Origin of the sequence: Acinetobacter sp. Z1, from assembly GCF_024296945.1 — a bacterium.
GTDB lineage: Bacteria > Pseudomonadota > Gammaproteobacteria > Pseudomonadales > Moraxellaceae > Acinetobacter > Acinetobacter beijerinckii.
On the sequence record NZ_CP101115.1, the window covers coordinates 441,426 to 467,829 of the forward strand.

Annotated in this window: 23 protein-coding genes; 12 read left to right on the top strand and 11 right to left on the bottom strand. The window is 39.9% G+C overall.

Annotated elements, in window-relative coordinates:
* Positions 1–129: 129 nt before the first annotated feature.
* The 7 genes from NGC85_RS02055 to NGC85_RS02085 all read left to right on the top strand — a co-directional run bounded on the left by NGC85_RS02055 (position 130) and on the right by NGC85_RS02085 (position 7,442).
* Positions 130–960, top strand: a complete 831-nt coding sequence (locus tag NGC85_RS02055; protein WP_005052072.1) for an inositol monophosphatase family protein — start codon at positions 130–132, stop codon at positions 958–960.
* Between the two features lie 819 nt (positions 961–1,779).
* Positions 1,780–3,774 (top strand): DEAD/DEAH box helicase, encoded by a 1,995-nt coding sequence (locus NGC85_RS02060; protein WP_254804692.1) that lies wholly within the window; start codon positions 1,780–1,782, stop codon positions 3,772–3,774.
* 442 nt (positions 3,775–4,216) lie between these two features.
* Complete coding sequence (locus NGC85_RS02065; RefSeq protein ID WP_005059752.1) at positions 4,217–5,035, top strand: ABC transporter ATP-binding protein; 819 nt, start codon at positions 4,217–4,219, stop codon at positions 5,033–5,035.
* Positions 5,032–5,811: a lipid asymmetry maintenance ABC transporter permease subunit MlaE gene (mlaE, locus tag NGC85_RS02070; RefSeq protein ID WP_005052066.1), complete on the top strand. Its 780-nt coding sequence runs from the start codon at positions 5,032–5,034 to the stop codon at positions 5,809–5,811. The genes NGC85_RS02065 and mlaE overlap by 4 nt, the downstream gene beginning before the upstream one ends.
* Positions 5,811–6,488: an outer membrane lipid asymmetry maintenance protein MlaD gene (locus tag NGC85_RS02075; RefSeq protein WP_254804693.1), complete on the top strand. Its 678-nt coding sequence runs from the start codon at positions 5,811–5,813 to the stop codon at positions 6,486–6,488. The genes mlaE and NGC85_RS02075 overlap by 1 nt, the downstream gene beginning before the upstream one ends.
* A gap of 19 nt (positions 6,489–6,507) precedes the next feature.
* A complete protein-coding gene (locus NGC85_RS02080; protein ID WP_005059748.1) occupies positions 6,508–7,140 on the top strand; it encodes a phospholipid-binding protein MlaC in 633 nt (210 codons plus the stop codon).
* Between the two features lie 14 nt (positions 7,141–7,154).
* Positions 7,155–7,442, top strand: coding sequence for a lipid asymmetry maintenance protein MlaB (locus tag NGC85_RS02085; RefSeq protein WP_254804694.1), 288 nt, complete (start codon positions 7,155–7,157; stop codon positions 7,440–7,442).
* A gap of 46 nt (positions 7,443–7,488) precedes the next feature.
* On the opposite strand, the gene NGC85_RS02090 is transcribed toward NGC85_RS02085, so the two are convergent.
* Together NGC85_RS02090 and NGC85_RS02095 are read right to left on the bottom strand one after the other, a co-directional pair.
* The gene (locus NGC85_RS02090) at positions 7,489–8,070 is read right to left on the bottom strand and encodes a hypothetical protein (protein ID WP_254804695.1); all 582 of its coding nucleotides are present in this window, start codon (positions 8,068–8,070) and stop codon (positions 7,489–7,491) included.
* Between the two features lies 1 nt (position 8,071).
* Positions 8,072–9,085, bottom strand: a complete 1,014-nt coding sequence (locus NGC85_RS02095; protein ID WP_005052061.1) for a CorA family divalent cation transporter — start codon at positions 9,083–9,085, stop codon at positions 8,072–8,074.
* Positions 9,086–9,477: 392 nt separating this feature from the next.
* Between NGC85_RS02095 and NGC85_RS02100 the strand changes: the two genes are divergently transcribed.
* Positions 9,478–9,873, top strand: coding sequence for an NUDIX domain-containing protein (locus tag NGC85_RS02100; protein WP_254804696.1), 396 nt, complete (start codon positions 9,478–9,480; stop codon positions 9,871–9,873).
* Between the two features lies 1 nt (position 9,874).
* On the opposite strand, the gene NGC85_RS02105 is transcribed toward NGC85_RS02100, so the two are convergent.
* Together NGC85_RS02105 and recG are read right to left on the bottom strand one after the other, a co-directional pair.
* Positions 9,875–10,513 (bottom strand): ComF family protein, encoded by a 639-nt coding sequence (locus NGC85_RS02105; RefSeq protein ID WP_254804697.1) that lies wholly within the window; start codon positions 10,511–10,513, stop codon positions 9,875–9,877.
* Entirely contained in the window at positions 10,506–12,551 is a 2,046-nt protein-coding gene (gene recG / locus NGC85_RS02110; protein WP_254804698.1) for an ATP-dependent DNA helicase RecG, read from the bottom strand. The genes NGC85_RS02105 and recG overlap by 8 nt, the downstream gene beginning before the upstream one ends.
* An 18-nt stretch (positions 12,552–12,569) precedes the next feature.
* Between recG and NGC85_RS02115 the strand changes: the two genes are divergently transcribed.
* Together NGC85_RS02115 and NGC85_RS02120 are read left to right on the top strand one after the other, a co-directional pair.
* Complete coding sequence (locus tag NGC85_RS02115) at positions 12,570–13,388, top strand: NAD-dependent epimerase/dehydratase family protein (RefSeq protein WP_254804699.1); 819 nt, start codon at positions 12,570–12,572, stop codon at positions 13,386–13,388.
* Positions 13,389–13,512: 124 nt separating this feature from the next.
* Complete coding sequence (locus tag NGC85_RS02120; RefSeq protein WP_169109370.1) at positions 13,513–14,493, top strand: putative solute-binding protein; 981 nt, start codon at positions 13,513–13,515, stop codon at positions 14,491–14,493.
* A gap of 45 nt (positions 14,494–14,538) precedes the next feature.
* On the opposite strand, the gene plsB is transcribed toward NGC85_RS02120, so the two are convergent.
* Complete coding sequence (gene plsB, locus NGC85_RS02125; RefSeq protein WP_254804700.1) at positions 14,539–17,094, bottom strand: glycerol-3-phosphate 1-O-acyltransferase PlsB; 2,556 nt, start codon at positions 17,092–17,094, stop codon at positions 14,539–14,541.
* 330 nt (positions 17,095–17,424) lie between these two features.
* Here plsB and NGC85_RS02130 point away from each other — a divergent pair, with 330 nt between their 5' ends.
* Both NGC85_RS02130 and NGC85_RS02135 read left to right on the top strand, forming a co-directional pair.
* Entirely contained in the window at positions 17,425–18,297 is an 873-nt protein-coding gene (locus NGC85_RS02130) for an acyl-CoA thioesterase II (RefSeq protein WP_169109372.1), read from the top strand.
* Between the two features lie 144 nt (positions 18,298–18,441).
* Positions 18,442–19,683, top strand: a complete 1,242-nt coding sequence (locus tag NGC85_RS02135; RefSeq protein ID WP_254804701.1) for a dicarboxylate/amino acid:cation symporter — start codon at positions 18,442–18,444, stop codon at positions 19,681–19,683.
* A 68-nt stretch (positions 19,684–19,751) separates the two neighbouring features.
* On the opposite strand, the gene NGC85_RS02140 is transcribed toward NGC85_RS02135, so the two are convergent.
* The 6 genes from NGC85_RS02140 to NGC85_RS02165 all read right to left on the bottom strand — a co-directional run bounded on the left by NGC85_RS02140 (position 19,752) and on the right by NGC85_RS02165 (position 26,333).
* On the bottom strand, positions 19,752–20,696 hold the full coding sequence (locus NGC85_RS02140; RefSeq protein ID WP_254804702.1) for a metal-dependent hydrolase: 945 nt from the start codon (positions 20,694–20,696) through the stop codon (positions 19,752–19,754).
* 129 nt (positions 20,697–20,825) lie between these two features.
* Positions 20,826–21,602, bottom strand: coding sequence for a ribosome biogenesis GTP-binding protein YihA/YsxC (yihA, locus tag NGC85_RS02145; protein ID WP_005059726.1), 777 nt, complete (start codon positions 21,600–21,602; stop codon positions 20,826–20,828).
* 84 nt (positions 21,603–21,686) lie between these two features.
* The gene (locus NGC85_RS02150; protein WP_005052043.1) at positions 21,687–22,139 is read right to left on the bottom strand and encodes an Rrf2 family transcriptional regulator; all 453 of its coding nucleotides are present in this window, start codon (positions 22,137–22,139) and stop codon (positions 21,687–21,689) included.
* A gap of 78 nt (positions 22,140–22,217) precedes the next feature.
* Positions 22,218–23,429: an NO-inducible flavohemoprotein gene (gene hmpA / locus NGC85_RS02155; RefSeq protein ID WP_254804703.1), complete on the bottom strand. Its 1,212-nt coding sequence runs from the start codon at positions 23,427–23,429 to the stop codon at positions 22,218–22,220.
* Between the two features lie 141 nt (positions 23,430–23,570).
* A complete protein-coding gene (locus tag NGC85_RS02160; RefSeq protein ID WP_254804704.1) occupies positions 23,571–25,121 on the bottom strand; it encodes a helicase HerA-like domain-containing protein in 1,551 nt (516 codons plus the stop codon).
* Between the two features lie 18 nt (positions 25,122–25,139).
* The gene (locus tag NGC85_RS02165) at positions 25,140–26,333 is read right to left on the bottom strand and encodes a PLP-dependent transferase (RefSeq protein ID WP_254804705.1); all 1,194 of its coding nucleotides are present in this window, start codon (positions 26,331–26,333) and stop codon (positions 25,140–25,142) included.
* Positions 26,334–26,404: the final 71 nt, after the last annotated feature.

The following is a 26,404-nucleotide window of genomic DNA, read 5'->3' on the forward strand; positions in this document are numbered from 1 at the left end:
AAGCTTCTGTAAATACGTAGATAATTTTTCGTAAACATTTTTCACCTAAAAGCCCGTATATTTGCTAGAATATGCGGGCTTTTATGCATTATTCTTTGTCAAAATCTTCAAATTTGTAGTGGGTGTTCAATGGAACCTATGGTGGTTATGGCTGCGCGTGCGGCTCAAACAGTTGGTCAAGAGCTTTTAAAGGCACATCAAAATCGTCATAAACTCGATTTACAAGTTGAAGAAAAAGGCATTGATGGTCCAGTAACACGTGTAGATCGTTACATCGAACAACTTACAATAGATACACTTCGCAAAAGCTATAAAAATCATAGCTTCCTAGGTGAAGAGTTTGGGCTACAAGAAGGTAAAGGTCACGATGCTGATTGGTGTTGGGTGATTGATCCTTTAGATGGTACGCAAAACTTTATTCACGCTGTTCCTCATTTCTGTATTTCTATTGCTGTGCAACATAAAGGCATAACTCAACACGGTGTGATTTATGATCCAGTCCGTGATGAATTATTCTCTGCAAGCCGCGGTCGTGGTGCAGTAATGAACCAACGCCGTATTCGTGCGAATGTAAAAGACAGTTTAGAAAATACTTTCCTCGCAGTAGGTCATCCTTACCGTGCAAAACGTAATGGTGAAATCGTTTCTTATGCAGAACAACATTTCGCTTCTTTGCTGGCTGTGACTAAATCAGGCGCTCAATTCCGTCGTACAGGCTCTGCTGCATTAGATTTGGCTTATGTTGCGGCGGGTCGCTTTGATGCTTTCTTTGAGCTTGGTTTAAAGCCTTGGGATATTGCAGCAGGTGAATTGATTGTAAAAGAAGCGGGCGGTGTAGTTGTTGATGCTCGTGGTGGTAATGATTCAATGGAAAATGGTCAAGTCCTTGCTTGTTCACTTAAAATGTTAAAACCATTGATGCAGACTGTTGTTCCAGCTTGGGGCGAAGCTGCAAAATAATTTGTAGATTTTGAGAAAAGGGTAGCTATTAGCTACTCTTTTTTTTTGGAAAAGTGTTTGAATTAAAAGTAATTGAAACACAATTAAGACCACTGTATTAATCAGATAAGCAAACCAAAATGGTGGGGCATGCATAGAAAATAAAATAGCAGGAATAAATTGCCCCATGACAATGAGGCTGCATATTAGATAACTTAAAACAGGATGCTTTTTATTAAAGCTCAATAAAAAAGAGAGTCCTTGAGCGATAAAGTAGATAGAGAAAAAAATGCAAGTAAGCAGCACTCCTTTTAATGGATATGTAAAAATATACCCTGGTTCACTCTGTATAAGAAATGAATTAAATTTAAAACCGAAATGGATAATATTGAGGCACCCTAATAGCCATAAGATGAATAGCGATTTTATTAGCATGGAGGTTTTAATTTTTTTGTTCGTATATAAATATATTTAAGCTAAATTTTTATAAAATCAATGGATAATAGAAATAGATAGAAAAAACCTATTAAAAAAGGTGACATTTAAAATTATTCTGCTATAATCCGCCCACGCACTTAAATTCCAGTTCATTACCTGAACACTCATTTCTATTCATATTAGCGCACGCTGTCCGTAGAGAGGACCACATCTTGCGCCCAAATCGCTTAGCGATTCTTCAGGTTGAAGCAGTAATCAAGCGTGCGTTTAGTCCACATCGTCGTTATTCGGATCGCCGCTGAACTTCATCTATTTTTCAGCTTGAGTCGCTTTGCCGCTTGTTGCCGATGTCTATTTTTTTGTATTTATTAAAATGGAGCACCCCTTAGGGTGAAACTCTCTATGAGCAAAACTTTTGCCGAATTTTCTCTACACGAAACCTTACAACAAGCGCTTGAAGGTTTAGGTTTTACCACACCAACTCCTGTACAAGAACAAGCGATCCCTGCTGCGTTAGAAGGGAAAGATTTATTAGTATCGAGCCAAACTGGTTCAGGTAAAACTGCTGCATTTTTATTGCCAACTTTAAACTCTTTAGCTGGCGAAGAAGCTTTCGTCTCTTTTAAAGATCGTATGAAGGCAGTTACTCAGCCTACAATCTTAGTTATTTCTCCTACACGTGAATTGGCTCAACAAGTAAGCCAAGACGCGATTGGTTTTGTACGTCACATGAAAGGTGTTCGTATCGCTGCAATTATGGGTGGTATGCCTTTTGGTAAACAAATCCAGCAGCTTAAAGGTGCACAAGTTGTCGTTGCGACTCCAGGTCGTTTACTTGACCTTGTAAACCGTCGTCAAATCAAGTTAGACAAAGTTGAATCACTTATTGTTGATGAGGCTGACCGTATGCTTGATCTAGGTTTCTCTGAAGATCTAGAGGCGATTGGTGAATTAGCTGCAAATCGTAAACAAACATTAATGTTCTCTGCGACTTTTGCTGATCGTATTATTCGTCTTGCTGAGCGCATGATGAATGATCCACAACGTATCGCAATTGAAACTGGCCACAGTACTAACACTGATGTAACTCAGACATTACATTGGACTGATGGTTTTGAACACAAGAAAAAATTACTTACTCACTGGTTATCTGATGAGTCAGTAGATCAAGCTGTAGTATTCGCAAGCACACAAGAAGACACAGACATGCTTGCTGAAGAATTAGCTGAAGCTGGTCATTCAGTGGTTGCATTACATGGTGCAATGCCACAAACCGTTCGTAACCGTCGTTTACGTAGTATTCGTGAAGGTCGTGCAAAAATCTTGGTTGCAACTGACGTTGCAGCGCGTGGTTTAGACGTACCAACAATTTCTCACGTGATTAACTTCGGTTTACCGATGAAGAATGAAGACTATGTACACCGTATTGGTCGTACAGGTCGTGCGGGTCGTACAGGTCAAGCGATTACATTAGCGACTTACCGTGAACGCGGTAAAATTCGTGCTTTAGAAGATTATTTAGATGCTCGTTTAAGCGTATCTGAAATTGAAGGTTTAGAGCCATCTCCACCTCCTGCTCGTTCAGGTCGTGATGGTGGCGGTCGTGGCCGTGATGGCGGTGGTCGTGGTCGCGGTAGTCGTGACGGCGGTGGTCGTGGCGGTTTCGGCGGTGGTCGTCGTTTTGAAGGCGAAAGCAATTTCAAACGCCGTGAAGGTGGTGATGACCGTCCACGTCGTAGCTTTGATGAGAAACCACGTGGCGAACGTCCATCATTTGGTGGTGAAGATCGTCCGCGTCGTGAATTTAATTCAGACCGTCCACGTCGTGAAGGTGGTTTTGAAGACCGTCCACGTCGTAGCTTTGATGACAAACCACGTGGCGAACGTCCATCATTTGGTGGTGAAGATCGTCCGCGCCGCGAATTTAATTCAGACCGTCCACGCCGTGAAGGTGGTGATGACCGTCCACGTCGTAGCTTTGATGATAAACCACGTGGCGAACGTCCATCATTTGGTGGTGAAGATCGTCCGCGTCGTGAATTTAATTCAGACCGTCCACGTCGTGAAGGTGGCTTCAATGATAAACCGCGTTTTGAATCGAATGATGACAACCGTGGTAATCGTGTAGACTATAAACCACGTCGCGAAGGCAGTTTCGGTGATCGTCCAAAACGTGATTTTGGTGATCGTCCAGCGCCACAGCGTGAAGGTGGTTTTGGTGACCGCCCAAAGCGTGATTTTGGTGATCGTCCAGCACGCCGTGAAGGTGGTTTCAGCGACCGTCCAAAACGTAGTTTCGGTGGTGAAGACCGTCCAAAGCGTAGCTTCGGTGGTGAAGATCGTCCAAAGCGTAGCTTCGGTGATGACCGTCCAAAACGTAAGTTTGGTAGCGAGTGATTATCGTCGGAAAAACGACTTTTAATCGATAAAAACCGATAAAAAGAAGAAGCCAGTTGAAAAACTGGCTTTTTTATTTGGGGGTAGTCATGTAAAATAATAAAAATGTCTACTGGTTCAAGTTTTAGTTTGGAAATGAATAGAGTTAATCAAAATAAAAGTCTTTTCAATCAAATGTGGTCGTTTGTGTGTAGCGAAGGGTTGCCGTGTTTATTTGTGATCTTAATGCTGTGTAATGGTCTGTTTTTTGCGTTTGCAATTTTTGATGAAACTAATCCTCAATCTTTCAATGTGAATTCTCATCATGGTGTCAATGAAGTAAGTACAAAGAACAACTACATAAATTAATAATCTTCATACGTAGCATATCAAAATAAAAACAAGCGCTTATTCTTTCAGTGTATAGTATGCGTGCATAAAAAGTGCAGGAATGAATGCCATTATGAATAATAAATCTCCTCTCGATACTGAAGCCTTAATTGAAGTGAAACACTTGAGCTTTAATCGAGGAGAACGTGTCATTTATGACGATATCAGCCTTAAAATTCGACGTGGTCAAATAACAGCAATTATGGGGCCGTCTGGTACTGGTAAGACAACGCTACTGCGTCTAATTGGTGGACAGTTAGTACCTGATCGTGGTGAAATTTTACTAGATGGTAAAAATATTGCTGCGATGTCCCGTCATGAACTTTTTGCAGCACGTGCGCGAATGGGCATGTTATTTCAAAGTGGTGCTCTTTTTACAGATATGTCTGCGTATGAAAATGTAGCCTTTCCTATTCGGGCACATACCAATTTGCCAGAAAATCTAATCGCAGAACTGGTTGCATTAAAGCTTGAATCAGTCGGATTACGTGGCGCTGAACAATTAATGCCATCAGAACTTTCTGGAGGTATGAACCGTCGTGTTGCGCTTGCACGTGCCATTGCACTTGATCCTGAATTGATTATGTATGATGAACCTTTTGCGGGGCAAGACCCGATCGTGATGGGGGTGTTGACACGTTTAATTCGCTCTTTGAGAGAAGCACTCGATTTAACAACAATTATTGTGTCGCATGACGTGGCAGAAACCTTGTCGATTGCCGATTATATTTATGTGGTCGCAGAAGGTAAAATTCAGGGCGAAGGTTCACCAGAACAGCTAAAAAATCATGCTTCGCCATTTGTGCGTCAGTTTTTAACGGGCTCGGCTGATGGCCCTGTTGAATATCAATTTACTCAACAAGCATATTTAGATAACGAGGTTCGTCCATGAATGCGATTGCCTGGTTAGGTAGACTCGTTATTGAGCGGATAAAGGGAATTGGTGCTGCTGCGCTAATGCTGCTGCAAGTTTTATTTGCCATGCCATCGAAAGGTGGCTTTCAGCGTTTTATTTACCAAATGTATCGAGTCGGGGTGATGTCCCTGCTGATTATTGCTGTTTCTGGTTTATTTATAGGCGCAGTTCTTGGTCTACAGATGTACAGCATTCTCGTCACATTTGGTAGTGAAGCAATGCTCGGTACAGCCATTTCACTGACTTTACTTCGTGAACTTGCTTCTGTCGTTGCAGCCTTATTATTTGCTGGGCGTGCTGGTTCAGCATTGACTGCTGAAATTGGCTCAATGAAACAAAGTGAACAACTTGCAAGTATGGAAATGATTGGGGTAGACCCACTCAGACAAATTGTAGCACCACGTTTGTGGGCGGGTATTGTTAGCTTACCCATGCTTACGGTGATATTTGCGTCGATAGGTATTATTGGCGGTAAGTTGGTAGGTGTGGATTTTTTAGGTGCTGATGAGGGTTCGTTTTGGAGCGGTATGCAAAGTAGCGTACAGTTCTGGCATGATATTTTTAATGGCACCATTATCAAAAGTATTGTATTTGCTGTGATTTGTACATGGGTGGCGGTATATCAAGGTTATGCTTGTGACCCAACACCAGAAGGTATCGCGACATCTATGACCAGAACGGTCGTATATTCTTCACTTTGTGTCTTAGGTTTTGATTTCGTGTTGACTGCGGTCATGTTCGGAGGGATTTAATGAAATCACGTACTAGTGAGCTGGCCGTAGGTATCTTTGTCATTATCTTTGGTATTGCTCTATTTTTTCTTGCAATGAAAGTCAGTGGCTTAGTTGGGACTAACTTAAAAGATAGTTACAGCATGACAGCCCAGTTTGATAACGTAAATGGCTTAAAACCACGTGCCAAAGTCACCATGAGTGGTGTAACGATTGGTCGTGTTGAATCAATTTCTTTGGATCCAGTCACACGTTTGGCAACAGTTAAATTTGACTTAGATGGTAAATTAACCAGCTTTGACGCTGAACAATTAAAGCAAGTTCAGAAAAATGCGTTGGAAGAATTGCATTACAGCTCTGATTATCAACAAGCTGATGTAGCGAAACAAAAAGAAATGGAACAGCAACTTATTCGTAACATGACCTCCATCACCAGTTTGGATGAGGATGCTTATATTATGGTTGCAACCAATGGTTTGTTAGGTGAGAAATATTTGAAAGTTGTACCAGGTGGGGGCGTGAACTATTTGAAACGTGGAGATGTTGTTTCAAATACCCAAGGTACGATGGATTTAGAAGATTTAATCAGTAAGTTTATTACTGGTGGTGCTGGCAAAGCCACATCAGACTCAACATCATCTAGTAGTTCTGCATCACAGCCCGCTGCTACAGAAGCAGAAGCTTCTTTTGTTGAGTAATTCAGGTTAGGAGATTGAAGTGAATACATTATTGAAACAAACGTTAACGGCAAGCGTATTATCAAGCATGCTTGCAACGGCGGCATTTGCTGCACCTACAGAAACCCCACCTGATTTTGTAAAGCGTGTTGCTGACGGCTTGATTACTCGTTTAAAAGCGGACCATGCTAAATTGCAAAACAATCCAGCTTTAGTGAAAACAATCATTCGCCAAAATCTAGATCCGTATGTTGATTCTCAAGCATTTACGAGAATTGTTTTAGGTACTTATGCGAATAATCAATATACCAATGCTGCACAACGTGCGCAGTTTGAGCAAAACTTTCGTGCAGTGATTATTGAAAACTATGGTAGTGCTTTCGCTAAATATACCAATGAAAGCTACACCATGCGTCCATATAGAGCTTCAAACAGTAAGAACCCTGTTGTAACTTTGGATTTCTTGCATAAAGGCGAGAAAATCCCTGTATCTTTCCAGTTGATTGATAAAGGTGATCAGTGGAAAGTTCGTAATATCAATGTTTCAGGAATTGATTTAGGTTTGCAATTCCGTAATCAGTTTGCTGCAACCGTTCAGCGTAATGGTGGCGATATTAATAAAGCGATTGCAACATTTAAGCCTGATGCAGATGCTGCTGTTAGCAAAAAATAAATAGGTGATCTTTGGTGATTCAGTATATTGATCAACAATTAGTTGTTTCAAAAACAATTAATTTTGAAAATGCAGAGCAGATGTATCAAACTGGCTTAAAGCATATTCAAAAGCACAAGAATTTTCCTTTGGTTGTTGATCTTGCTCAGCTTGAACATGGTAATACTTTATCTTTGGCTGTATTGGTGCAATGGTTACGCCAAACACCTGAAAATAAAGGTCTGCATTTTAAAAATGTACCTGAGAAAATGCTGAAGATTATCCAATCTTGTCATCTGCAAGATGATTTGAAATTGATTTGATAATGTAGTGAAAAAAAAGAGCTTTTAGTAAAGCTCTTTTTTTTCACTATGATTTAGGAAAGGCTGAGAAAAGCGTCTGGCAAGTTGGATATTTTGCACGTAATTTTTTGAGATAATAAGATTGATCGTGCTTTAAAAAGCCATCTAATAATTGAATCGATTTGGGATGGTCACCATAACAGCGCTTATTCTTCCGATCCCACGCAGTAAAATGGCTGACAGGATGACTCATGGTGATCTGATTATTTTGGCATTTTAAGTATGCAAAAGAAGTAACACGATAGTTTTGTGGTTGATTTTCATCAGGGGCGTAGGCTAAGCCGATAATCAGATCGTTTTTTTTGAGATTTCTAAAAGGGTCTATTTTGTTATCAATGTCAGTGGGATAATAACTCTGCCATTGTTTAGCTTTAGAATATTTAAACCAAGCTGATAAATCACGAAAAATAAATTTTGAATCTGTCCATGTTAATAATTGATGATTGTTTGTTTTAGTTATCTTTTGAGCTGCTTGAAAACGTGCAATAAATACATCATTTGAAGAGTGCGGTATACAAGCAAAAGCTTTCAATGGAAATATGAGCAATCCAGTTATCAATAAACGTGAAAAAGTGAATTGCTTTTTCACGTTAAATCCATTTCTTCCAACGGAAATAGAACATCGGTAAGACTAGAAATGCCATGAGTATAGCCGCAACGATCCAAAAACTTAAACTACCATGCGCAAATGGAAGCACATCCGTGTTCATGCCATAAATACTGGCAATCAACATGGGTGGTGCAAGCATGCTTGGTAAAATTGAGAATCGACGGATCGTATCATTCTGTTCTGTATTAATGAATCCAGACGTTGTATCGAGTAAGAATCGAACTTTTTGGAAGAGGAATGCATCATGCTCGACAAGTGAACGAACATCCTCACTTAACTCGCGAATGTCAGCATCATAAATATGACTGCCTAAAGCGCGAGGACGAGCCAAAAAAGTCAGCACACGTCGTAAATCAATCAAACAGAGTTGTGCTTTTCCGAGCATATCTTCTTGCTGAGCTAAGCGTGTAATCATGTCATCGAGATCTAATATTTTTTCTCGATGATGGTTGTTAAGGACTTCAGTCGAATATCCTTCTAAGTCTTTGTGGATATCTTCTAAGATATCCGCAAGCTCATCAAGTTTTGCCTCAAGTAGCCCCAGTAAAATCCACGTTGGATCTTTATAGTCCATATCGTAGTCATTGCGACGAGCGCGAGCACGAAAGGCGCGGAAAGCGACAAGTTTCTCACCACGCATGGTGAACAAACGATCTTTATGCAAAATAAAAGCTACGGTTTGAACCATCGCTAACATGTGAGTCGAATCTTCTACATCACCGTCGACTTGATAACTCTTATTTTTCGTTAAAAAATAGGTGCTAATATGCAAAATACCATCGTCATCACGATAAAAACGTGCCGATGAGGAAATGTCTTCTAATGATTTGAGAGTAGGTAAGTTCCGATCATAAGCATCGATTACCCATTGTTGCTCTTCTTGAGATGGAGCAATCAGATCAATCCAGACCAATTCAGGGTGTAGATCAAAACTTCCATTGATGGTTGCATCTTCTAGACTACCGCGCTCTGTGGCATAAAAGGCTTCAAGCATGTCTTTTTTCCTCGCGCAGTCGATGTCGGGTTTTGCGTATTCTAACGAAAACCAGCGTGTATTTTAGACAAGGATGAAAGGAAAAACACTTGCCTAAACGTTAATTTGTTAAAAATCTTGTTGCTTAGACTACTTTATCAGCATGACAGTTATATAAAATGCTTTTAATTGTATGAATTCTATATATGTTTTCAGTAATGGTGACTGTAATCATCTTCAGTTAAATAAAAATAGCAAAATACTTCGGGCAGTTTTTTTAAGTAAATACATGTGATTGATCTGAAGATGTTGGATCGAGCAGTGTATTTCTACGAACGTTTAATACGATACTCATGTATCAAGTTGCAGAATCATAATAGACTATTGCTTGCTATAACGGAGAGGCTAACTGCTTGAATACAATTACTGTCGCTGCGGCAATTATTTTAAATGAACAGAATCAATTGCTGTTGGTCCGTAAAAAGAATACGCATGCATTTATGCAGGTCGGTGGAAAACTAGAGGTCGATGAAGTACCTGAGATCACAATTCAACGTGAAATATTAGAAGAAATTGGTTGTTATAGTGAGCTGAAGCAGTTTGTCGGTCAGTTTGAAACGGCAGCTGCTAATGAGCCGAATCATGTGTTGATCAGTTATGTCTATGTAATTGAATTAAAGCAAACACCGCAAATTGCCGCTGAAATTGCTGAAATGAAATGGATCGATTTAGATGATCAATCGACTCTACTCGCACCATTAACCAAAGATATTGTTATTCCGTGGTGTCAGCAAAATTTAGTGAATTAAATCACTTTTGATTGCGAGCGGCTGCTAAACATAAACTATAAATTTGTTGGCAACCGAGCTGTTCTAAGATTTGAGACAAAGCGCTAATCGAACTACCCGTAGTAATGACATCATCTACGATCAGTACTTTGCGGTAACGTATTTTCTGTGTTGGATCAGCTATAAATTGTTGTTCGATATTTTCTAATCGCTCTACGCGGGATAAGCCTTTTTGCGAGTGCTGTGCTAAACGCTGTACGGGTTGCCAAATAGGAATATGCAAATTTTTACTCAGTTCTTGAGCAAGTAATAAGCTTTGATTAAATCCTCTTTCTACTAAGCGATCAGTTGAGATAGGCATGGGTACAATCGCATGAACTTTTGGAAGTTTGACTTGCAATAAAAGTCCACTCAATAGCCTTTGATGATGAAGTTTTTGCTCGTATTTAAATTGCTGAATAATGCGATCAATTGGATATTCATAATGACATGCAACCAAAATCTGTTGTTGATTGCGTTGAATAGATTGCTTTAACCACGGCAACTGCTGCCAGCAACTTTGGCAAATCCCATGGTGTTTCTTCATCCCAATGTCACAAAGATTACACGGGGTGAAGTAATCAAAAAGCTGACGAGTACCCATTCTAAGGTTTTTAAACATAAGCATACCTTGGTGCTTCAGGTAACCATCGCTTTAACAAACCATCGGCATGTTGAGGATAATCTTTGAGAATTTGTTCAGCGACATAATGTGCTTGAGTGAGTAAATGGTCATCACGTTCTAAACGGGCTACACGAAAACCCATGTCTCCAGTTTGTTTGGTGCCCAAGAGTTCGCCCGGACCACGTATTTCTAAATCTTTTTCAGCAATCACGAAACCATCATTACTTTCACGTAAAATAGAAAGTCGTTCTTGACCATTTTGAGATAATGGTACTTTGTATAGTAGAGCGCAAAAGCTGGCAGTTGCACCCCGACCAACGCGACCACGTAACTGATGTAGTTGCGAAAGCCCTAAACGTTCTGCATTTTCAATCACCATGATGGATGCATTTGGAACGTCTACGCCAACCTCAATTACTGTCGTAGCAATTAAGAGCTGTAATTGATTATCTTTAAACGCTTGCATCACTGCTTGCTTTTCATCGGCCTTCATTTTGCCATGGACTAGACCAATGTTGATATCTGGGAAACGCTCTTTAATTTCCTGATAGGTGGCTTCAGCAGCTTGAGCATCTAAGGTTTCGGACTGCTCTACGAGTGTGCATACCCAATATGCCTGTTTACCTTCTCTACAGTTGGTTGCGATACGTTGTAGAACTTGTTCACGACGATCTAATGGAATAGTTACCGTTTGAATCGGGGTACGTCCTGGAGGAAGTTCATCAATAATGGATGTATCTAAGTCACCATATGCACTCATGGCAAGGGTGCGCGGAATAGGGGTTGCGGTCATCACCAGTTGGTGTGGAGTAAATTGATCTATCCCTTTATTTCTGAGGGCAAGGCGCTGATCAACGCCAAAACGGTGTTGTTCATCAATAATAACCAAACCAAGTTTTGAAAATTCAACATTGTCTTGAAAGAGGGCGTGTGTTCCCACAATTAGTTGAGCATGACCCTCTTTAATTAATTGTTCCGCCTGCGCACGCGCTTTGCCTTTTTGTTTCCCAGACAGCCAAGCAACCTCAATCCCTAGCGGCTCAAACCAACGTTTAAAATTGAGATAATGTTGCTCTGCTAAGATTTCTGTCGGTGCCATCAGAGCGACTTGCCAGTCGGCTTCAAGCGCATGACAAGCTGCAACTGCTGCAACCAAGGTTTTACCTGCACCAACATCACCTTGAACTAAACGCAACATGGGTTGATCTTGTTTCAGATCGTTTAATATTTCTTTAGATACTCGTTTTTGTGCATGAGTCATTTGAAAAGGCAAGGCACCAAGTAATGCTTTGGCTAAGATTTTACTGCTGGTAAATTTGGGTGCTGCAATTTGGCGAATGTAAGCACGACGTGTTAATAAACTAATTTGATGCGCAACCAATTCTTCAAAAATCAAACGCTGCTGAGCAGGATGCGAACCTTGATTGAGCTGTAGCATATTTGCATCGACAGGTGGTTCGTGGATGTAATGCAGCGCTTCTTTTAATTCATAACCATTACTATATTTGCTCGGTAATAATTCAGGTAAATCATCACTATGATGCTGAAGGGCTTGGCGAACATATTCACGTAATTTAGGTTGGGTAAGACCTTCTGTGCTTGGGTAAATTGCGGTCAGTTGAGTTTTCGGTAAAGGCGTATGTTGTTGGATCACTTGGATTTCAGGATGATACAGTTCTAAACCACGTGCGCCAACGCGAACTTCACCAAAGATTCGAAGCTGTTGTCCGATTTTGATACGATCTGTTAAACCTTTATAAATATGATAAAAACGTAAGGTGACTTTGCCAAAATCATCTTGTAACAAAGCTGCAAGCGATTTCTTTTTACCAGGCGGAAAATCGACTGATCGTACTTCTCCTTCGAGCAGATAGCTTCGTCCAACAACCAGCTGATTCATTGGAATAATAGTGCTACGATCTTCATAGTCACGGGGGAGATGAAATAACAAATCATCCGTGCTAAAAATATGAAGCTTTTCTAATAAAGTCGCTGCGGCTGCGCCAACGCCTTGTAATTGCTGAACTGAAGTCATTTGTGATCAGGAATATGAATGCATATTTTATTTATTGGTTATGGTAAAACATCTCAACGAGTTGCTAAACATTTATTTGAGCAAGGACACCACATTAGCACAATAAGTCGTAGCGAAAAAACAGATTGTTACGCGACTCATTATATGCAGGATATTCATCAGCTCGATTTATCTAAATTAGACCCTATTGACGTGGTTTATGTCATTTTAGCCCCAAAACAAAGTGGTATAGATGCTTATCAGCACACCTATTTAGATGGTATTGAGCCTATTGTTGAAGCTTTAAAACTACACCCTGTAAGGCGGATTATTGTTGTTTCTTCGACTCGGGTGTATGGTGAAAATGCTGGAGAGCGGATTGATGATGAATCAGTAATCAAACCAATCGATGAACAAGGTCATATACTTCGAAAAATGGAGTTACTTTGGCAGTCATATTATCCTGAGCAAACGATTATCATCAGACCGACGGGAATTTATGGCACTTCAATTCTAAGATTAAAAAAACTTGCCGAACAAACTCAAACCTATCCGACCATTCATTTTAGTAATCGTATCCATATTGATGATCTTACAAAATTTCTAGCGTTATTGCCTGAGTTGGAAAAAGCACAAAAAAGTTATATTGTAAGTAATAATGCGCCGTTACCTATGCATGAAATTCTTTTGTGGTTTCAACAACAATTGAAGTTGCCACTTCTGCAATTGGCATCTCGACAGCGTACAGGCAAACAGATTTATGCGACTCGATTGCTGAGTACAGGTTTTAGATTTGACCATTTGATTTGCTTTAATGACTATGCAGCAGGGCTCGCCGTACATAGTAATGAAAAATAATTAGATTAAACTGCAATAAAGTTTAAATAGTTGGTATGGATTTTGATGTTTAAATACCAACAGATTCCGTTAAGGAACTGCCAGATTGTGCACATGATTTGCACTGAGGCATCAAGGGTTGTCTATGAGAAAAATAATTTACGTACTATTACTGGGTTTTATAACAACTGCAACATGGGCTGGAGAACAAACGTGGTGTGTATTTGATCCATTGAGTTCACAAGGTGATATTAGTCGTCGTCTGCAAGATATTCGTTTGCATGCATTACAAAATCAAGTTCAACTTAAATTTCAATTTTTCAAAAATGAAAAAGAAGCCATTCGTGCATTTGATCAAAAAAAATGTTCTGGATTAGCCGCATCCAATTTTAATACCTACCGTTATAACCACTTTATGGGGAGTACGGGGGGAATAGGTTTGATTTCGAATAACCGTGTAGCACGACTGTTTTTGCAGCTTTTTACTAATACTAATGTTGAGAAACGCTTAATTAGTCAGGAATATGAAGTGGTTGGGATGATCCCGATTGGTACGGCATATATGATTATGAATACGCAACAAATCAATAAGGTATCGCAACTCAAGAATAAACGGATAGGAATTCTAGAGGACAATCCCCCACAGCAAGCATTAGTGCAAAGTGTGGCTGCAAAAGCTGTGTATGTTGATTTTTCTACAGCTGTTGATTCTTTTAAACAAAAGAAAATCGATATTTTAGCCGCACCTGCTTATGGAGTTCTGCCATATAACTTAAAAAAAGAGTTTGGTGAATCGACTCAAGTTGTCAATTTTCCAGTGGCCTATTTCGCTGTTAATATCGTGATTCGTCCTCAAGCTTATCCAAATGGTTTTGGACATCAGATTAGAACGTGGTTTGTGAAAAATAGTAATGGTTTAGCAGCACAGGCGATTCAATGGGAAAATCATTTACCTGCTTATTATTGGGCAGATATTTCTGGTTTTGAAAAGCAAGGATATGAAGCTTTAGTCGCAAAAATTCGTAACCGTTATATCGACTCTGGTTATTATGATGCTTATTTTGCGGAATTGATTAAACGGTTGAGATGTTTAGATGATCCAAAATATTTTGAGTGTCGTCAATAGTGTGAATGTAAATACAGAAAAGGCAACCGAAGTTGCCTTTTTTTATTAAGCCTTTTTACGCTTTAAGCGGCGTTTGGCTTGTTGAGATGCCATCGCCTCTAAAGCCGTTGCAAGTTCCTCATCGCTGAACGTGGTGATGTGTTGCAACATTTGTAATGTTGTTTCATCAAGTACCAACTGAGCACCCGCCGCCATTTCACTAAAGTTGTCATCATATTCAATGAAACCTTGTTCATTATTACGAATATAGTTTTGTTGTGTGAGAACTTTAATAAAACTTTGGAATAATGACTTATCGAAGAATTCAGGAGAATTAAACTCATAAAGTACAGATAAGCGTTGACCTAATAAGTGGCTCAACTCTTCAACTTGTTTGGTTGAAATGTTGCCAGAACCACGCTGCGTAATGAGTGCAAGTGTCATGTAATAACGCTCTAAGCTTTGTTTGACTGGCATCGCCAAGGTTAAAAGCTTCTGATGCTCTTCACTATTTGGTGTTGGGCTAAATAAATTACTATCATGATCTTGGAAAATTAAGCCGATATTCACAAGTGCATCAATGTAGGTATTAATATGCTGTTGTAATTCGGACGGCTGCCATTTCATAAAGAGCTCAGCTCTTAAAAATGGATATAAGGTGCGAATAACGTTACTCAAATCTGTTTTATGGATTTTACCGTTATGCTCAACCAATGAAGCCACTAATGAAGGCAGAACAAAAGCATGCAAGATATTATTGCGGAAATAAGTGAGCAAGACTGCTTGATTATCTTCAATTGCAATAATATCGCCTAGTACGTGTTGCACACGTTTAATCAGTTTAAGCTTTAAACCGTATGCAATAATTTCTTTACCAGATAAAGAAGTGACTTCTGTGCGCTCATCATAAGGATGTTGCGTTACAAGATCACGATAGATATCGAGCTGCTTCGCACAAATTTCTTCATCGAGCGTGTGTTTTGGTGTCGCTAATAAAATTAAAGAAAGCAACGAAACAGGGTTAATCACCACTGCTCGGTTGATATTTTCTAAAATCAGATGAGCAGAGCTTGATACGACTTTTGAAATTTCAGCTGGAATAGGGGCATCATTTTTTTCGATGTGAATTTGATCGGCATTGTGTTGCTTTAAAATATCATCAAGGAAAACAGGTTCACCAAAATTCACATGCACTTTACCGAAAATACGTTCGATTTTGCGTAAAGTTTTCACGATGCCAAAAATTGACTCTGCTTCTTTAGGCTTACCTTGCATTTCACCGACATAAGTCGAACCTTCCATGAGGCGTTCATAACCAATATAGGTTGGTAAGAATACGATAGGCTTTGCTCGACCACGTAAATGCCCATGTATGGTCATTGCCAACATGCCTGTTTTAGGTGGTAAAAGACGACCAGTACGTGAGCGTCCACCTTCGATGAAGTATTCAATCGGAGTGTTGCGCGATAAAATACTATACAAATATTCTTTGAAAACAGATGTATAAAGTGCATTTCCGCGGAATGAACGGCGGATAAAGAAAGCACCTCCACCACGTAATAACTGACCTACAAATGGTAAATTCAGGTTATCACCCGCAGCAATATAGGGAATCATCAAGCCGCGTTTATAAATCACATAAGACAATAATAAATAGTCGATATGGCTACGGTGGCAAGGTGTATAAATAATTTCGTAGTCTTTGGCAAGCTCGCGGACAGTACTAAAGTTATGTACTTCTACACCATCATACAACTGTGTCCATAAGCGTGTTAATGCCATATCTGCAAAACGTACTGCTGAAGCAGAATAGTCTGAAACGATCTCATTGACATAGCCAATAGCACGGCGTTCAGCTTCTAACATGCTAATTTTATTTTGTATGCTTTCACGACGGATAGCATCTTGTACATCACGAGCTTTCACCACTGACTGCATGACGTTGCGACGATCTGATAAATCTGGCCCCAAAACGACTTCACGTTGTTGGTCTAAATAAGTATCGAGTGAGCTGGCAATGTAGGTTGCTGGTGAGATATTAGGATGATTGGTCTTGGCATAATCTACCAATTCACGTAATGACTGAGCTTCGTGAAATTCTAAATAAGATTGGCGACCATGTAGCCCAATATTCACCAACTGTTTTACAGTGCCAGGCGTTGCCCATGTATCAGAGAATAAAAGCTTAAACCATGAGTCCTCTTTATCAGGTGAACGTCCCCAAAGAACGGTCACAGGCACCAGTTCAACTTCCACTTCAGGATTTTGTTCTAGTGCTTCAATGAGCTGTAAAAGGCGAGGGGGAAAAGTTTGTGTATTAAAAAAATTATTTTCGTTTTGATGTAAAAATAGAACTGAGTTTTTTTCTTGATAAGTACCAAAACTCATTGGGTCTAAAGCCGGCTTTAAATGAAGACGACGGGTTTCTCCATCAACCACAAGCGCATTACTTCGAGAGTAATTTTGTAATACATAGCAAATCAATTTATTTGAATCTGTTGTATTCTGCTCTACTGCGGTGGATTCTGTAGGAACTTCACCAAGAACATGTGGGGTTACCACAAGGTCAAGTAACTTACTCGAAAGTTGACGATACATTTGACCAAATCCAGTCTTGGACATTACAAACTCCTAAATAATAATCCTGACGTATAGTCATGATGAACACGACATTCTGCTGTATTCTGACATGAAACGGTATGTTATTTTCTGACAAAATATAGCGTATTTGGTAGATTTTATCGTTAAAAATCGTATTTTTAGCGGGTATATATATAAATTAATGTGACGGACGAATCATTTTATCCTGAGCATATTTATTGGAATTTGTGGCACAATCAATTCAGGCTGTTTCTGTCTGTCAATATTATTGCCCTGACTTCGCTGCGTACTTTGAGTAAATTTTCGTTTGCTCAAGTGAATCTCTCCTCATTGCTGCTGGATGGTTATTACATGAATGCTTTGACTCAAGAACTTGTCGAACTTTTGACCTTAGAAAGAATAGAAAACAATATTTTCCGAGGTAATAGCCGTAACTTGGTCGGTAAACGTGTATTCGGCGGACAAGTTTTAGGACAAGCGTTACGAGCAGCCTCATATACAACGAATCGTCCTGCACATTCTCTACATGCTTATTTTTTGTATGGTGGAGACGTTGATGCGCCTATCATTTACGAAGTTGATTCGTTAAGAGATGGTAAAAGCTTTGCCAGTCGTCAGGTTCGTGCTATTCAGCATGGTCGAATTATTTTTTCGGCGATGGTATCTTTTGCCAATCCAGAAGAAGGCTTAAATTATCAACACAAAGAGCCAGAATATCCTGCTCCTGAAAACTTGAAATCTGAAAAAGAATTAAAAGAAAGTATTATTAACTTCGTTCCAGAAAATGTTCGTGCTAGTTTTATGCGTGAGCGTCATGTGGAAATTCGACCAATACAGGCGGTGAATCCGTTTCAACCACAACCTGAGGCGCCGTTTTACGCACACTATATTCGCACCCATGACAACATCCCGCAGAATATAGATGAAATCTCACTACATCAGGCAATCGTTGCATTTTATTCAGATTTTACCTTAATGACGACCGCTTTACGTCCACATGGACTATCGTGGATATCACCTAATTTACAGTGCGCAAGTATTGATCATACGATTTATTTCCATCGCCCACTGCGTGCGGATGAATGGATGTTATACGATATGGAAGCAACTATTAGCGCAAGTTCACGCGGTTTGAACTTTGGCAAAATGTGGCAAAATGGTCAGCTGGTTTGCAGCACCGTTCAAGAAGGTTTGATTCGGCTCAGAGAAATCGAAACGCAGTAATTTACAATTTATGCAAATATCAATTGTTAATCTAAAGCCATCAGCATGATGGCTTTTTTATTATAAGGTTGTGACAAAAAATTGCTCGATTCTTAAAAATTCACATGCGATAGTACCGCTAAGAGAAAACTTTTATTAATCAGTATGAATTTAAATACTCAGATTTTAATTGCCGCAGTATTGGGGCTTGCATTCGGACTTTTATTGACCGCTTACCCTGAAACTATTTTTGTCGCAAATAGCTTATATGGTTTAGGTATTTTAAGTAGTATTTTTATCGGCTTGTTAAAAATGCTTTTAATCCCACTTATCTTTAGCTCGATTGTCGTGGGTGTTTCAAATTTACAAGCGGGCGGGCAATTTGGACGGGTTTGGAAAATTACAGCTCTGAGTTGTGTTACAACCACGACTTTAGCGCTGATTTTAGGACTTACTTGTGCTCATATTTTTGAGGTGGGAAAGGGTGTTGATATCAGTATCTTTCAAGCCGACATGCAAAGTCATCAATCGCCAGATACACTCACGCCTTCAAGCTTTTTAACCAATTTTATTCAAAATACACTGATTAATCCATTTAAAGCCTTTAGTGAGGGGAATGTCCTCGCCGTTGTTGTATTTGCACTCTTTTTAGGTGTTGCATTGGTCAAAGGCGGTGAGCGCTTTAATGTTGTACGTCAAATTAGTCAGCAATTTTTTGAAATTATGATGATGCTAGTTGGTTGGGTAATGAAACTCGCACCAATTGGTATTTTTGCTTTATTGGCTAAGCTCATTGCGACTGAGGATCTCTCGGTTTTAAGCCGACTGGCAGAGTTTGCGGTGGTTGTTACAGGAACAACCATTTTTCATGGTGCTGTGGTTTTACCTGCATTGCTATGGGTATTTGGAAGAATGAATCCGATGACGTTCTTTCGAGGGGCGAGAGCAGCATTGGTTACAGCTTTTGCAACCAGTTCAAGTTCAGCCACGATGCCTTTAAGTATGAAGTGTGCCCAAGAGAATTTAGGGGTACGTCCTCAAACAGCGGGTTTTGTCATCCCCTTAGGCACGCAATTAAATATGGATGGTACTGCGCTATATGAAGCTGCCGCGGCCTTATTTATTGCGAATTTGATGGGCTTGGAGTTAAGTCTGACACAGCAAATTATTGTGTGTTTAACGGCAATGATCGCATCACTGGGAGCGCCAGGTATTCCAAGTGCAGGTATGGTGACCATGATTATGGTTTTACAATCTGTTGGTTTACCTGCGGAAGCGATTGCAATTTTACTGCCGATTGATCGGTTATTGGATACGGTACGTACCGTGGTCAATGTCCAAGGGGATATGATGATTAGTGTAGTCGTTGATCGTTATGCTAAAAAAGCAGAAACTGAGTTGAGCTGATTGATATACCAATTTAAACAACAAAAAAAGCAGGAATGAACTCCTGCTTTTTTTGTTGCAAATTTCAGTTATGCTGCTGGCTGTAATGCGCGTTTAGCGGCAGGTGAATTATTCAAATAGTTCACAGCGTCTAGGGTATTACCTTCTTTCACAGGATCATACCAAGGCATTAAGTAGTCAATTTGCTGTGCTACCAACCAAATTGGATTCGGTAGAACTTGATCGTCTTTGCGTCCTTGTTTATACCATTCTAACCAAATCCAAGGTTTGAATAGACTTGGTTTCTTGTCAGCGAAGCGAGGATCTTGACTCATGATATGCGCTGCGCCATCAACCCATAAGCCGAGTACACCTACAATCACGGCAACACTGAGATAATAACGGGCAATATAACCACCGCCTAAATGGCGATAAAGATCAAATGCAACGGTACGATGTTCGATTTCTTCAGAGCCATGCCATTTAATCAGATCAATCATTTCAGGGTCTGCGCCTAACTCTTCCCAGCGTTTATTGTATAGCGCATATTTACCAAGCACACAGGTCATGTGTTCTACAGTTGCAATCACACCTAGGCGGAACAAATCCCATTGATGTTCTAAAAACTTAGGAACTTCTTTATCAAAAGGTTTATCAGCCAGTGCTTTAGTAAACAAGAAATCCATAATATCGAGATTACGTTGAATATCGATATTACGTTGACTTAGATACTCTTTGTTTGCAGAAGTGTGTGCTACCGCATGCATTGCTTCCTGACGAATAAAAGCTTGAACATCTTCTTTTAATTTTTCATCGGTAATTTCAGGCAGAACTTTGTTGTACAAACGGCAAAACCAAAATTCACCAGCAGGTAAAATATTGTTAATTTCATTAATAAAATAGCTGGCAAAAGGTTGGTTTGGAATCCAATCTACTGGCGTTTTTTCCCAGTCAAATTTTACTTTGCGTGGGAGGATTTTATAGTCAATCGAAGAACCAAGAACTTTGTTCTTCACAAATGATAGTAATTTCATCGTTTAGTCCTAATCGATAGTGCAATGAACCAACACTAAGCAGTATATGTAAACTACCTAGTGTTTGTGTTTAGCAATTCGGGACAATTAAAAATTATTTTATGCATCAAGTTGCAAAAAATGCATTATTTATTCTTCAGTGTCAGTTTCTGATGCTTCTGGGATCTGCGTTAAATCAAATTCACTTGGTTGATCGAGTGTGAAATTCAGGCGACCACCCATAACACTTGCTAATTCTTCTAAACCAATTTTATTCAATGAAGAAAACAGTTGAATTGAAAAATCGAGTTTCATTTTTTTCAATTGTTGTTTGACATCAAGTAATGTTTTATTGGCAGGGCCACGATTGAGTTTATCTGCTTTGGTTAAAAGAATATGCACAAATAAATGACGAGAATGGGCCCATTCCAACATCATCAAGTCAAAATGTTGTAAAGGATGGCGAATATCCATCAATAGCACTAAGCCTTGTAAGCTTTGACGATGAATCAAATAATTTTCTAGCTCTTTTTGCCACACGATTTTCATTGCTTCAGGTACAGCGGCGTAACCGTAGCCAGGTAAATCGACTAAGCGTTGATCGGGGTTGCCCAAGCTAAAAAAGTTGATCATTTGTGTACGACCAGGTCTTTTTGATGCACGTGCCAATTGTTTTTGATTGGTCAAGGCATTGATAGCACTTGATTTCCCTGCATTAGAACGACCTGCAAAAGCAATTTCATAGCCAGTATCTTCTACGCACAAAGCCAGTTTTGGCGCACTCATCAGAAACTCAGCTTGGCGTAGCCAATTTAAAGACTGTACTGCATATGCGGTTAATGCAGGATCGGTCTTTTTTTCATAACTGATCTTTTCTTTAGGTGCGAGTTTGGCTTTGGTGTCTTTCGATTTTTCACTGCGACGCATAGAAGCTTACTTTTGAATAGAAATAGCAACGACCATTATAAAGGATGTGAGGCGTTCGTGCGAATCCTCATCTGTATGCGATCTTTAAGCTTTCTGAACGATTTCTAAAAAATTAATATTTGAGTGTGTAGATGAAGGCAAAATACCATGCTGTACTACTTCACCAAGTGTATATTGGTCAAGACTTTGATAAAAGCATTCTAAAGCCTGATCTAAAAGTCCTTTCAGACCACAGTGCGAACGCAAAACACAAGGGGGAGTATTGCATTCTACAATTTGATGGTTGCCTTGTAAGATACGAACAATTTCACCTAATTTCAGTTTTTTGGCCTCTGGATTTAAACGAAGACCACCACCTTTCCCTCGAATGGTCACAATCCATTGTTGTTTGCCCATGAAATGAACAATTTTCACTAAGTGATTTTGTGAGACATGCAAGTCTTGAGCGATATCTGCAATCGTATAGGGTACATCACTCGGACGAGCGACATACATTAGAATTCTGAGCGCATAATCAGTAAACTTATTAAGTTGCATGGGTTTCACTCAATCTATTGCTATAAATAGAAAGGGCTAGTCTAACATAGACTAGCCCTATGCAAAACGCAGCGCTGATTAACTGAGTTTTACGCCACCTGTACCGAATGCTTCACTGTGAATATTTTCAACAGGTATGCCACGCGCAACTAAGGCTTTATGCTGTTCTGCCATAAATGGCATTGGACCACATAAATAATAGTCAGCATGGGTTGGTAATAGTGCGGCATCGATGCTACTTAAATCTAAACGACCTGCAACATCATAATCTTCGCCTAATACATCATCGGCATGAGGAAATTCATAAGCAGTGAATGTACTCAGACGTGAATATTTTTCTTTTAGCTCATGAATATGCTTTTTCATGGCATGCACTTGGCTGCTACGACAAGCATGAATAAAGCTAACAGGTTGTGGCATATCCAAAGTTACTAACTGGTTCAGCATTGCAATCATTGGTGTTAATCCTACACCACCACTAATAAAGACATTACGCTTACTGCTATCGATCAAATAGAAATTACCTGTTGGTGCAGACACTTCAATTTCAGAGCCTTCAGCTAAGCCATGTAGAGTGCTAGATACCCAACCACTCGCTAACTCGCCTTTTTCATCTTCGCGTTTTACCGAGATACGCAGGTAATCTGACTGTGGACAAGTCGAAAGTGTATATTGGCGTGGCTGTCTTAAACCAAGTTCCTCAACGAATACACGAATTGATATGTATTGACCTGCTTCATATTTTGGTAAGTCGCCACCATCAATAGGGGATAGATGGAACGAGGTAATCTCATCACTTTCTATGACCTTCTTGGCAATTTTGAAATTACGCCAACCTAGCCAACTCCCTTGAGTTTGTTGGTGTTGATCATAAATAGCTTTTTCAGTGCTGATAAATAGGTCTGCCAATTGACCATAAGCGGCAGCCCATGCATCAATGAGTGGATCATCCATAGAGATGCTCAGTACTTCACTGATGGAGTGAAGTAGGTTCTCACCTACAATCCCGTAATCGGGTGATTGAATATTTAAGCTCACATGCTTATGTGCAATCATTTCTACGACAGGTAAAAGTACAGAAGGGTCTTCGATATTTTCTGCATATGCCAACACCGCCCCCGCAAGTGCTTGAGCTTGAGCACCACTGCGTTGATGACCCATGTTAAAAGTTTCTTTTAATTCAGGGTTATTACCTAACATGCGGTTATAAAAATAACCAGTGAGTGCAACACCATTTTCACGCAATACAGGAACAGTGGCTTTTACTAGGTCAATTTGCTGTGGAGTCATGCTTGATCTCTCTTGGCTATCATTTATAAGATGTATTTAAAATATACCTTATAAGATGTATTTGCAATGCATATTTAAATAAAAACCATAAAAAAATTAAGGGATAATTTATTATCCCTTAATTTACAAAGAAGTATGGAATTATTTTTTACCGAATAATGAACCGAGTAAGCCACGCACAATTTTTTGCCCAGTACTGCCACCTAAGCTGCGTGCAGCGCTCTTAGCAAAAGTTCCCACAATATCCTGCGTTAGTTTCTCTCGATCTCGCTGCGCTTTTTCTGCCGCTTTTTGTTGCTCTTTAGCAAATCGCTCTTGTTCTTTCGCCTGTTGCTTGGCTAAAGCGTCTTGTTCTTTACTTTGTTGTTTTGCTAACTCATCCGCTTGTTTTTGTTGAGACTGCAGCAATACTTTTTGTTGTAGTCTTTCATAGGCGCTATCTCGATCAACAGCTTGATCATAGACACCAGCAACTATGCTTTGCGCAATTAAGACTTGACGCTCTTGTGGTGTGATTGGCGTAAAAGATGAATAAGGAGGCATGACCCAACCACGTTCTACAATTTGAGGTGTTCCTTGTTCATCTAGGCAACTAATCAAAGCTTCACCGACCGCAAGTTCGGTAATGGCTTGGTCGACTTTAAATTCTGGGTTGGCACGGAAAGTATCCGCTGCGGTTTTAACTGCCTTTTGATCTTTTGGTGTAAATGCACGTAGTGCATGTTGCACACGATTCCCCAATTGTCCTAGTACGCTTTCGGGAAGATCGAGTGGGTTCTGGGTGATGAAATAGATCCCGACACCTTTAGAGCGAATCAACCGAACCACTTGTTCAATCTTTTGTTGTAATGCTGGACTGGCATTATCAAACAGTAAATGCGCTTCATCGAAGAAGAATACCAACTTTGGCTTATCCATATCGCCGACTTCAGGTAACTGTTCAAACAGTTCTGACATCATCCAAAGTAAGAATGTTGCATATAGCTTTGGCGTATTCATCAATTTGTCAGCAGCTAAGATGTTAATATAGCCATGACCATTGGTGTTAGTCTGAATGAAATCAAGAATATTGAGACTCGGTTCACCGAAGAACTGTTCACCACCTTGATCTGCCAATGCCAATAAATTACGTTGAATTGCTCCAAGGCTGGCAGGAGAGAGGTTGCCATATTCTGCTTTTAAATCAGAAGCATTTTCGCTGACATAGGTCAGCATTGCTTTTAAATCTTTAAAGTCAATTAATAATAAACCTTGATCATCGGCAACACGGAATACTGCTGAAAGCACGCCTTCTTGTGTGTCATTCAGATTGAGCATTTGGGCTAATAATAAAGGACCAATTTCAGAAATCGTGGTGCGAATAGGGTGACCTTGCTCACCAAATAAATCCCAAAAAATCACAGGAGATGCTGCAAAAGGAATCGCGTCTAATTGCAGGCTTTTCAGGCGTTCATCAAATTTGGGGTTGCTGGCACCGGGTTTGGCGAGACTAGAGACATCACCTTTTGCATCGGCTAGAAATACTGGCACGCCAAGCCGAGAAAAGCTTTCAGCTAGTACTTTTAGGGTAACTGTTTTACCCGTACCAGTTGCACCAGCAATCAAGCCATGTCTATTTGCAAATTGTGAATGTAAAACAATATCTTGTGTTGTGTCTGTGGTTTTTTTTGCAATAATAATTGGTGTACTCATTCTTCACCTATTTTAGTTTCATTCGATCTGTTTTAATGCGTTTTGAATATCTTGAATTAAATCTTCTGGATGTTCTAGTCCTATGCAGAAACGAACCAATAATCCTTGTTGTAAATGTGTATTTTCCAGTGAGCGCATTTGTTTGAGGTCATACAGCATTGCTAGGCTGATTGGGCCGCCCCAGCTGAATCCCAATTTAAAAAGGCTGAGGCTGTCGCAGAATTTTTGAATCGCAGCGAGATCATATTCGGGTTTGAAAATAACACTGACTAAGCCTGCACTTTTTCCAGTGGTACAAATTTCTGACCAAAATGAGTGACCTGCGGAATCTGCATGGCTTGGATGTAAGACTTGGCTGAAATACGGTTGTTGTTGTAACCAATCCAGTAGAGTGACTGCGCTTTTGGATTGTTGATCATAGCGCAGTGACATATGCGCCAAACTGCGTTGGATTTGTGCAGTATCATCACCCGAAACTGAAATGCCTTGAATCGCATGCATGCGATATAGCTTGTGATGGAGTTGTTGATCGCGAGTAACCACTGAGCCCATCAGAATATCGCCGCCTCCGCTTGGATACTTGGTCAGTGCATGTACGGTTATATCAACGCTGAGATGTTCATTAGAAAAATCAAATGCATTGAAAGCCAGTCCTGCACCCCATGTATTATCCAGTGCAGTGAGCATATTGGCTTGTTGTGCTTTTTTAACTAAGTTTTTTAAATCAGGAAACTCTAGCGTGACAGATCCTGCTGCTTCTAACCAAATCAGTTTCGCTTTTTCAGTCGGTTGAAAACTATTGGCATCAATCGGATTGTAAATTTTAACCTGAATGCCATACCGAGCTTGTAGATTGTTTAAATGTTCAAGGTTGGGGCCATAAATATTGTCTGCTACCCAGACTTCATCTCCTGAGTGTAATACTGCACTATTCACTAAATTAATCGCAGATAAACCACTTGGTGCAAGTAAGCAATATGTTCCTCCTTCAATTTGAGCAATATTATCGGCTAAGGTAAAAGTGGTGGGCGTGCCATGTGTACCATAACTATAATCATAAGCATCAGTCCAATGACGATCAAAAAGGTGCGATGTTGATTTGAAAATGATTGTTGATGCACGGAATAAGGGAGGTTGTACTGTTTCGATGTATTGAGGTGCTTTTCGTGGTGCGTGGATCAATTGAGTTTGAGTTTTTTTATGTGCTGTCATGGGGCAAAATTAAATTGAAATAATAATTTAGGTTAAGAGAAAATCACAAAAGCTGCTAGTTATTTGGATGT

Excerpts from the sequence above, each read along its gene's own strand:
- NGC85_RS02130 (WP_169109372.1), top strand. The coding sequence starts at position 17,425 with ATGAATGCTTTGACTCAAGAACTTGTCGAACTTTTGACCTTAGAAAGA.
- plsB (WP_254804700.1), bottom strand. The coding sequence starts at position 17,094 with ATGTCCAAGACTGGATTTGGTCAAATGTATCGTCAACTTTCGAGTAAG.
- NGC85_RS02165 (WP_254804705.1), bottom strand. The coding sequence starts at position 26,333 with ATGACAGCACATAAAAAAACTCAAACTCAATTGATCCACGCACCACGA.
- NGC85_RS02160 (WP_254804704.1), bottom strand. The coding sequence starts at position 25,121 with ATGAGTACACCAATTATTATTGCAAAAAAAACCACAGACACAACACAA.
- NGC85_RS02135 (WP_254804701.1), top strand. The coding sequence starts at position 18,442 with ATGAATTTAAATACTCAGATTTTAATTGCCGCAGTATTGGGGCTTGCA.
- NGC85_RS02065 (WP_005059752.1), top strand. The coding sequence starts at position 4,217 with ATGAATAATAAATCTCCTCTCGATACTGAAGCCTTAATTGAAGTGAAA.
- NGC85_RS02120 (WP_169109370.1), top strand. The coding sequence starts at position 13,513 with ATGAGAAAAATAATTTACGTACTATTACTGGGTTTTATAACAACTGCA.
- NGC85_RS02150 (WP_005052043.1), bottom strand. The coding sequence starts at position 22,139 with ATGCAACTTAATAAGTTTACTGATTATGCGCTCAGAATTCTAATGTAT.
- NGC85_RS02055 (WP_005052072.1), top strand. The coding sequence starts at position 130 with ATGGAACCTATGGTGGTTATGGCTGCGCGTGCGGCTCAAACAGTTGGT.
- hmpA (WP_254804703.1), bottom strand. The coding sequence starts at position 23,429 with ATGACTCCACAGCAAATTGACCTAGTAAAAGCCACTGTTCCTGTATTG.
- recG (WP_254804698.1), bottom strand. The coding sequence starts at position 12,551 with ATGACTTCAGTTCAGCAATTACAAGGCGTTGGCGCAGCCGCAGCGACT.
- NGC85_RS02095 (WP_005052061.1), bottom strand. The coding sequence starts at position 9,085 with ATGCTTGAAGCCTTTTATGCCACAGAGCGCGGTAGTCTAGAAGATGCA.
- NGC85_RS02075 (WP_254804693.1), top strand. The coding sequence starts at position 5,811 with ATGAAATCACGTACTAGTGAGCTGGCCGTAGGTATCTTTGTCATTATC.
- mlaE (WP_005052066.1), top strand. The coding sequence starts at position 5,032 with ATGAATGCGATTGCCTGGTTAGGTAGACTCGTTATTGAGCGGATAAAG.
- NGC85_RS02115 (WP_254804699.1), top strand. The coding sequence starts at position 12,570 with ATGCATATTTTATTTATTGGTTATGGTAAAACATCTCAACGAGTTGCT.
- NGC85_RS02105 (WP_254804697.1), bottom strand. The coding sequence starts at position 10,513 with ATGTTTAAAAACCTTAGAATGGGTACTCGTCAGCTTTTTGATTACTTC.
- NGC85_RS02140 (WP_254804702.1), bottom strand. The coding sequence starts at position 20,696 with ATGAAATTACTATCATTTGTGAAGAACAAAGTTCTTGGTTCTTCGATT.
- NGC85_RS02060 (WP_254804692.1), top strand. The coding sequence starts at position 1,780 with ATGAGCAAAACTTTTGCCGAATTTTCTCTACACGAAACCTTACAACAA.
- yihA (WP_005059726.1), bottom strand. The coding sequence starts at position 21,602 with ATGCGTCGCAGTGAAAAATCGAAAGACACCAAAGCCAAACTCGCACCT.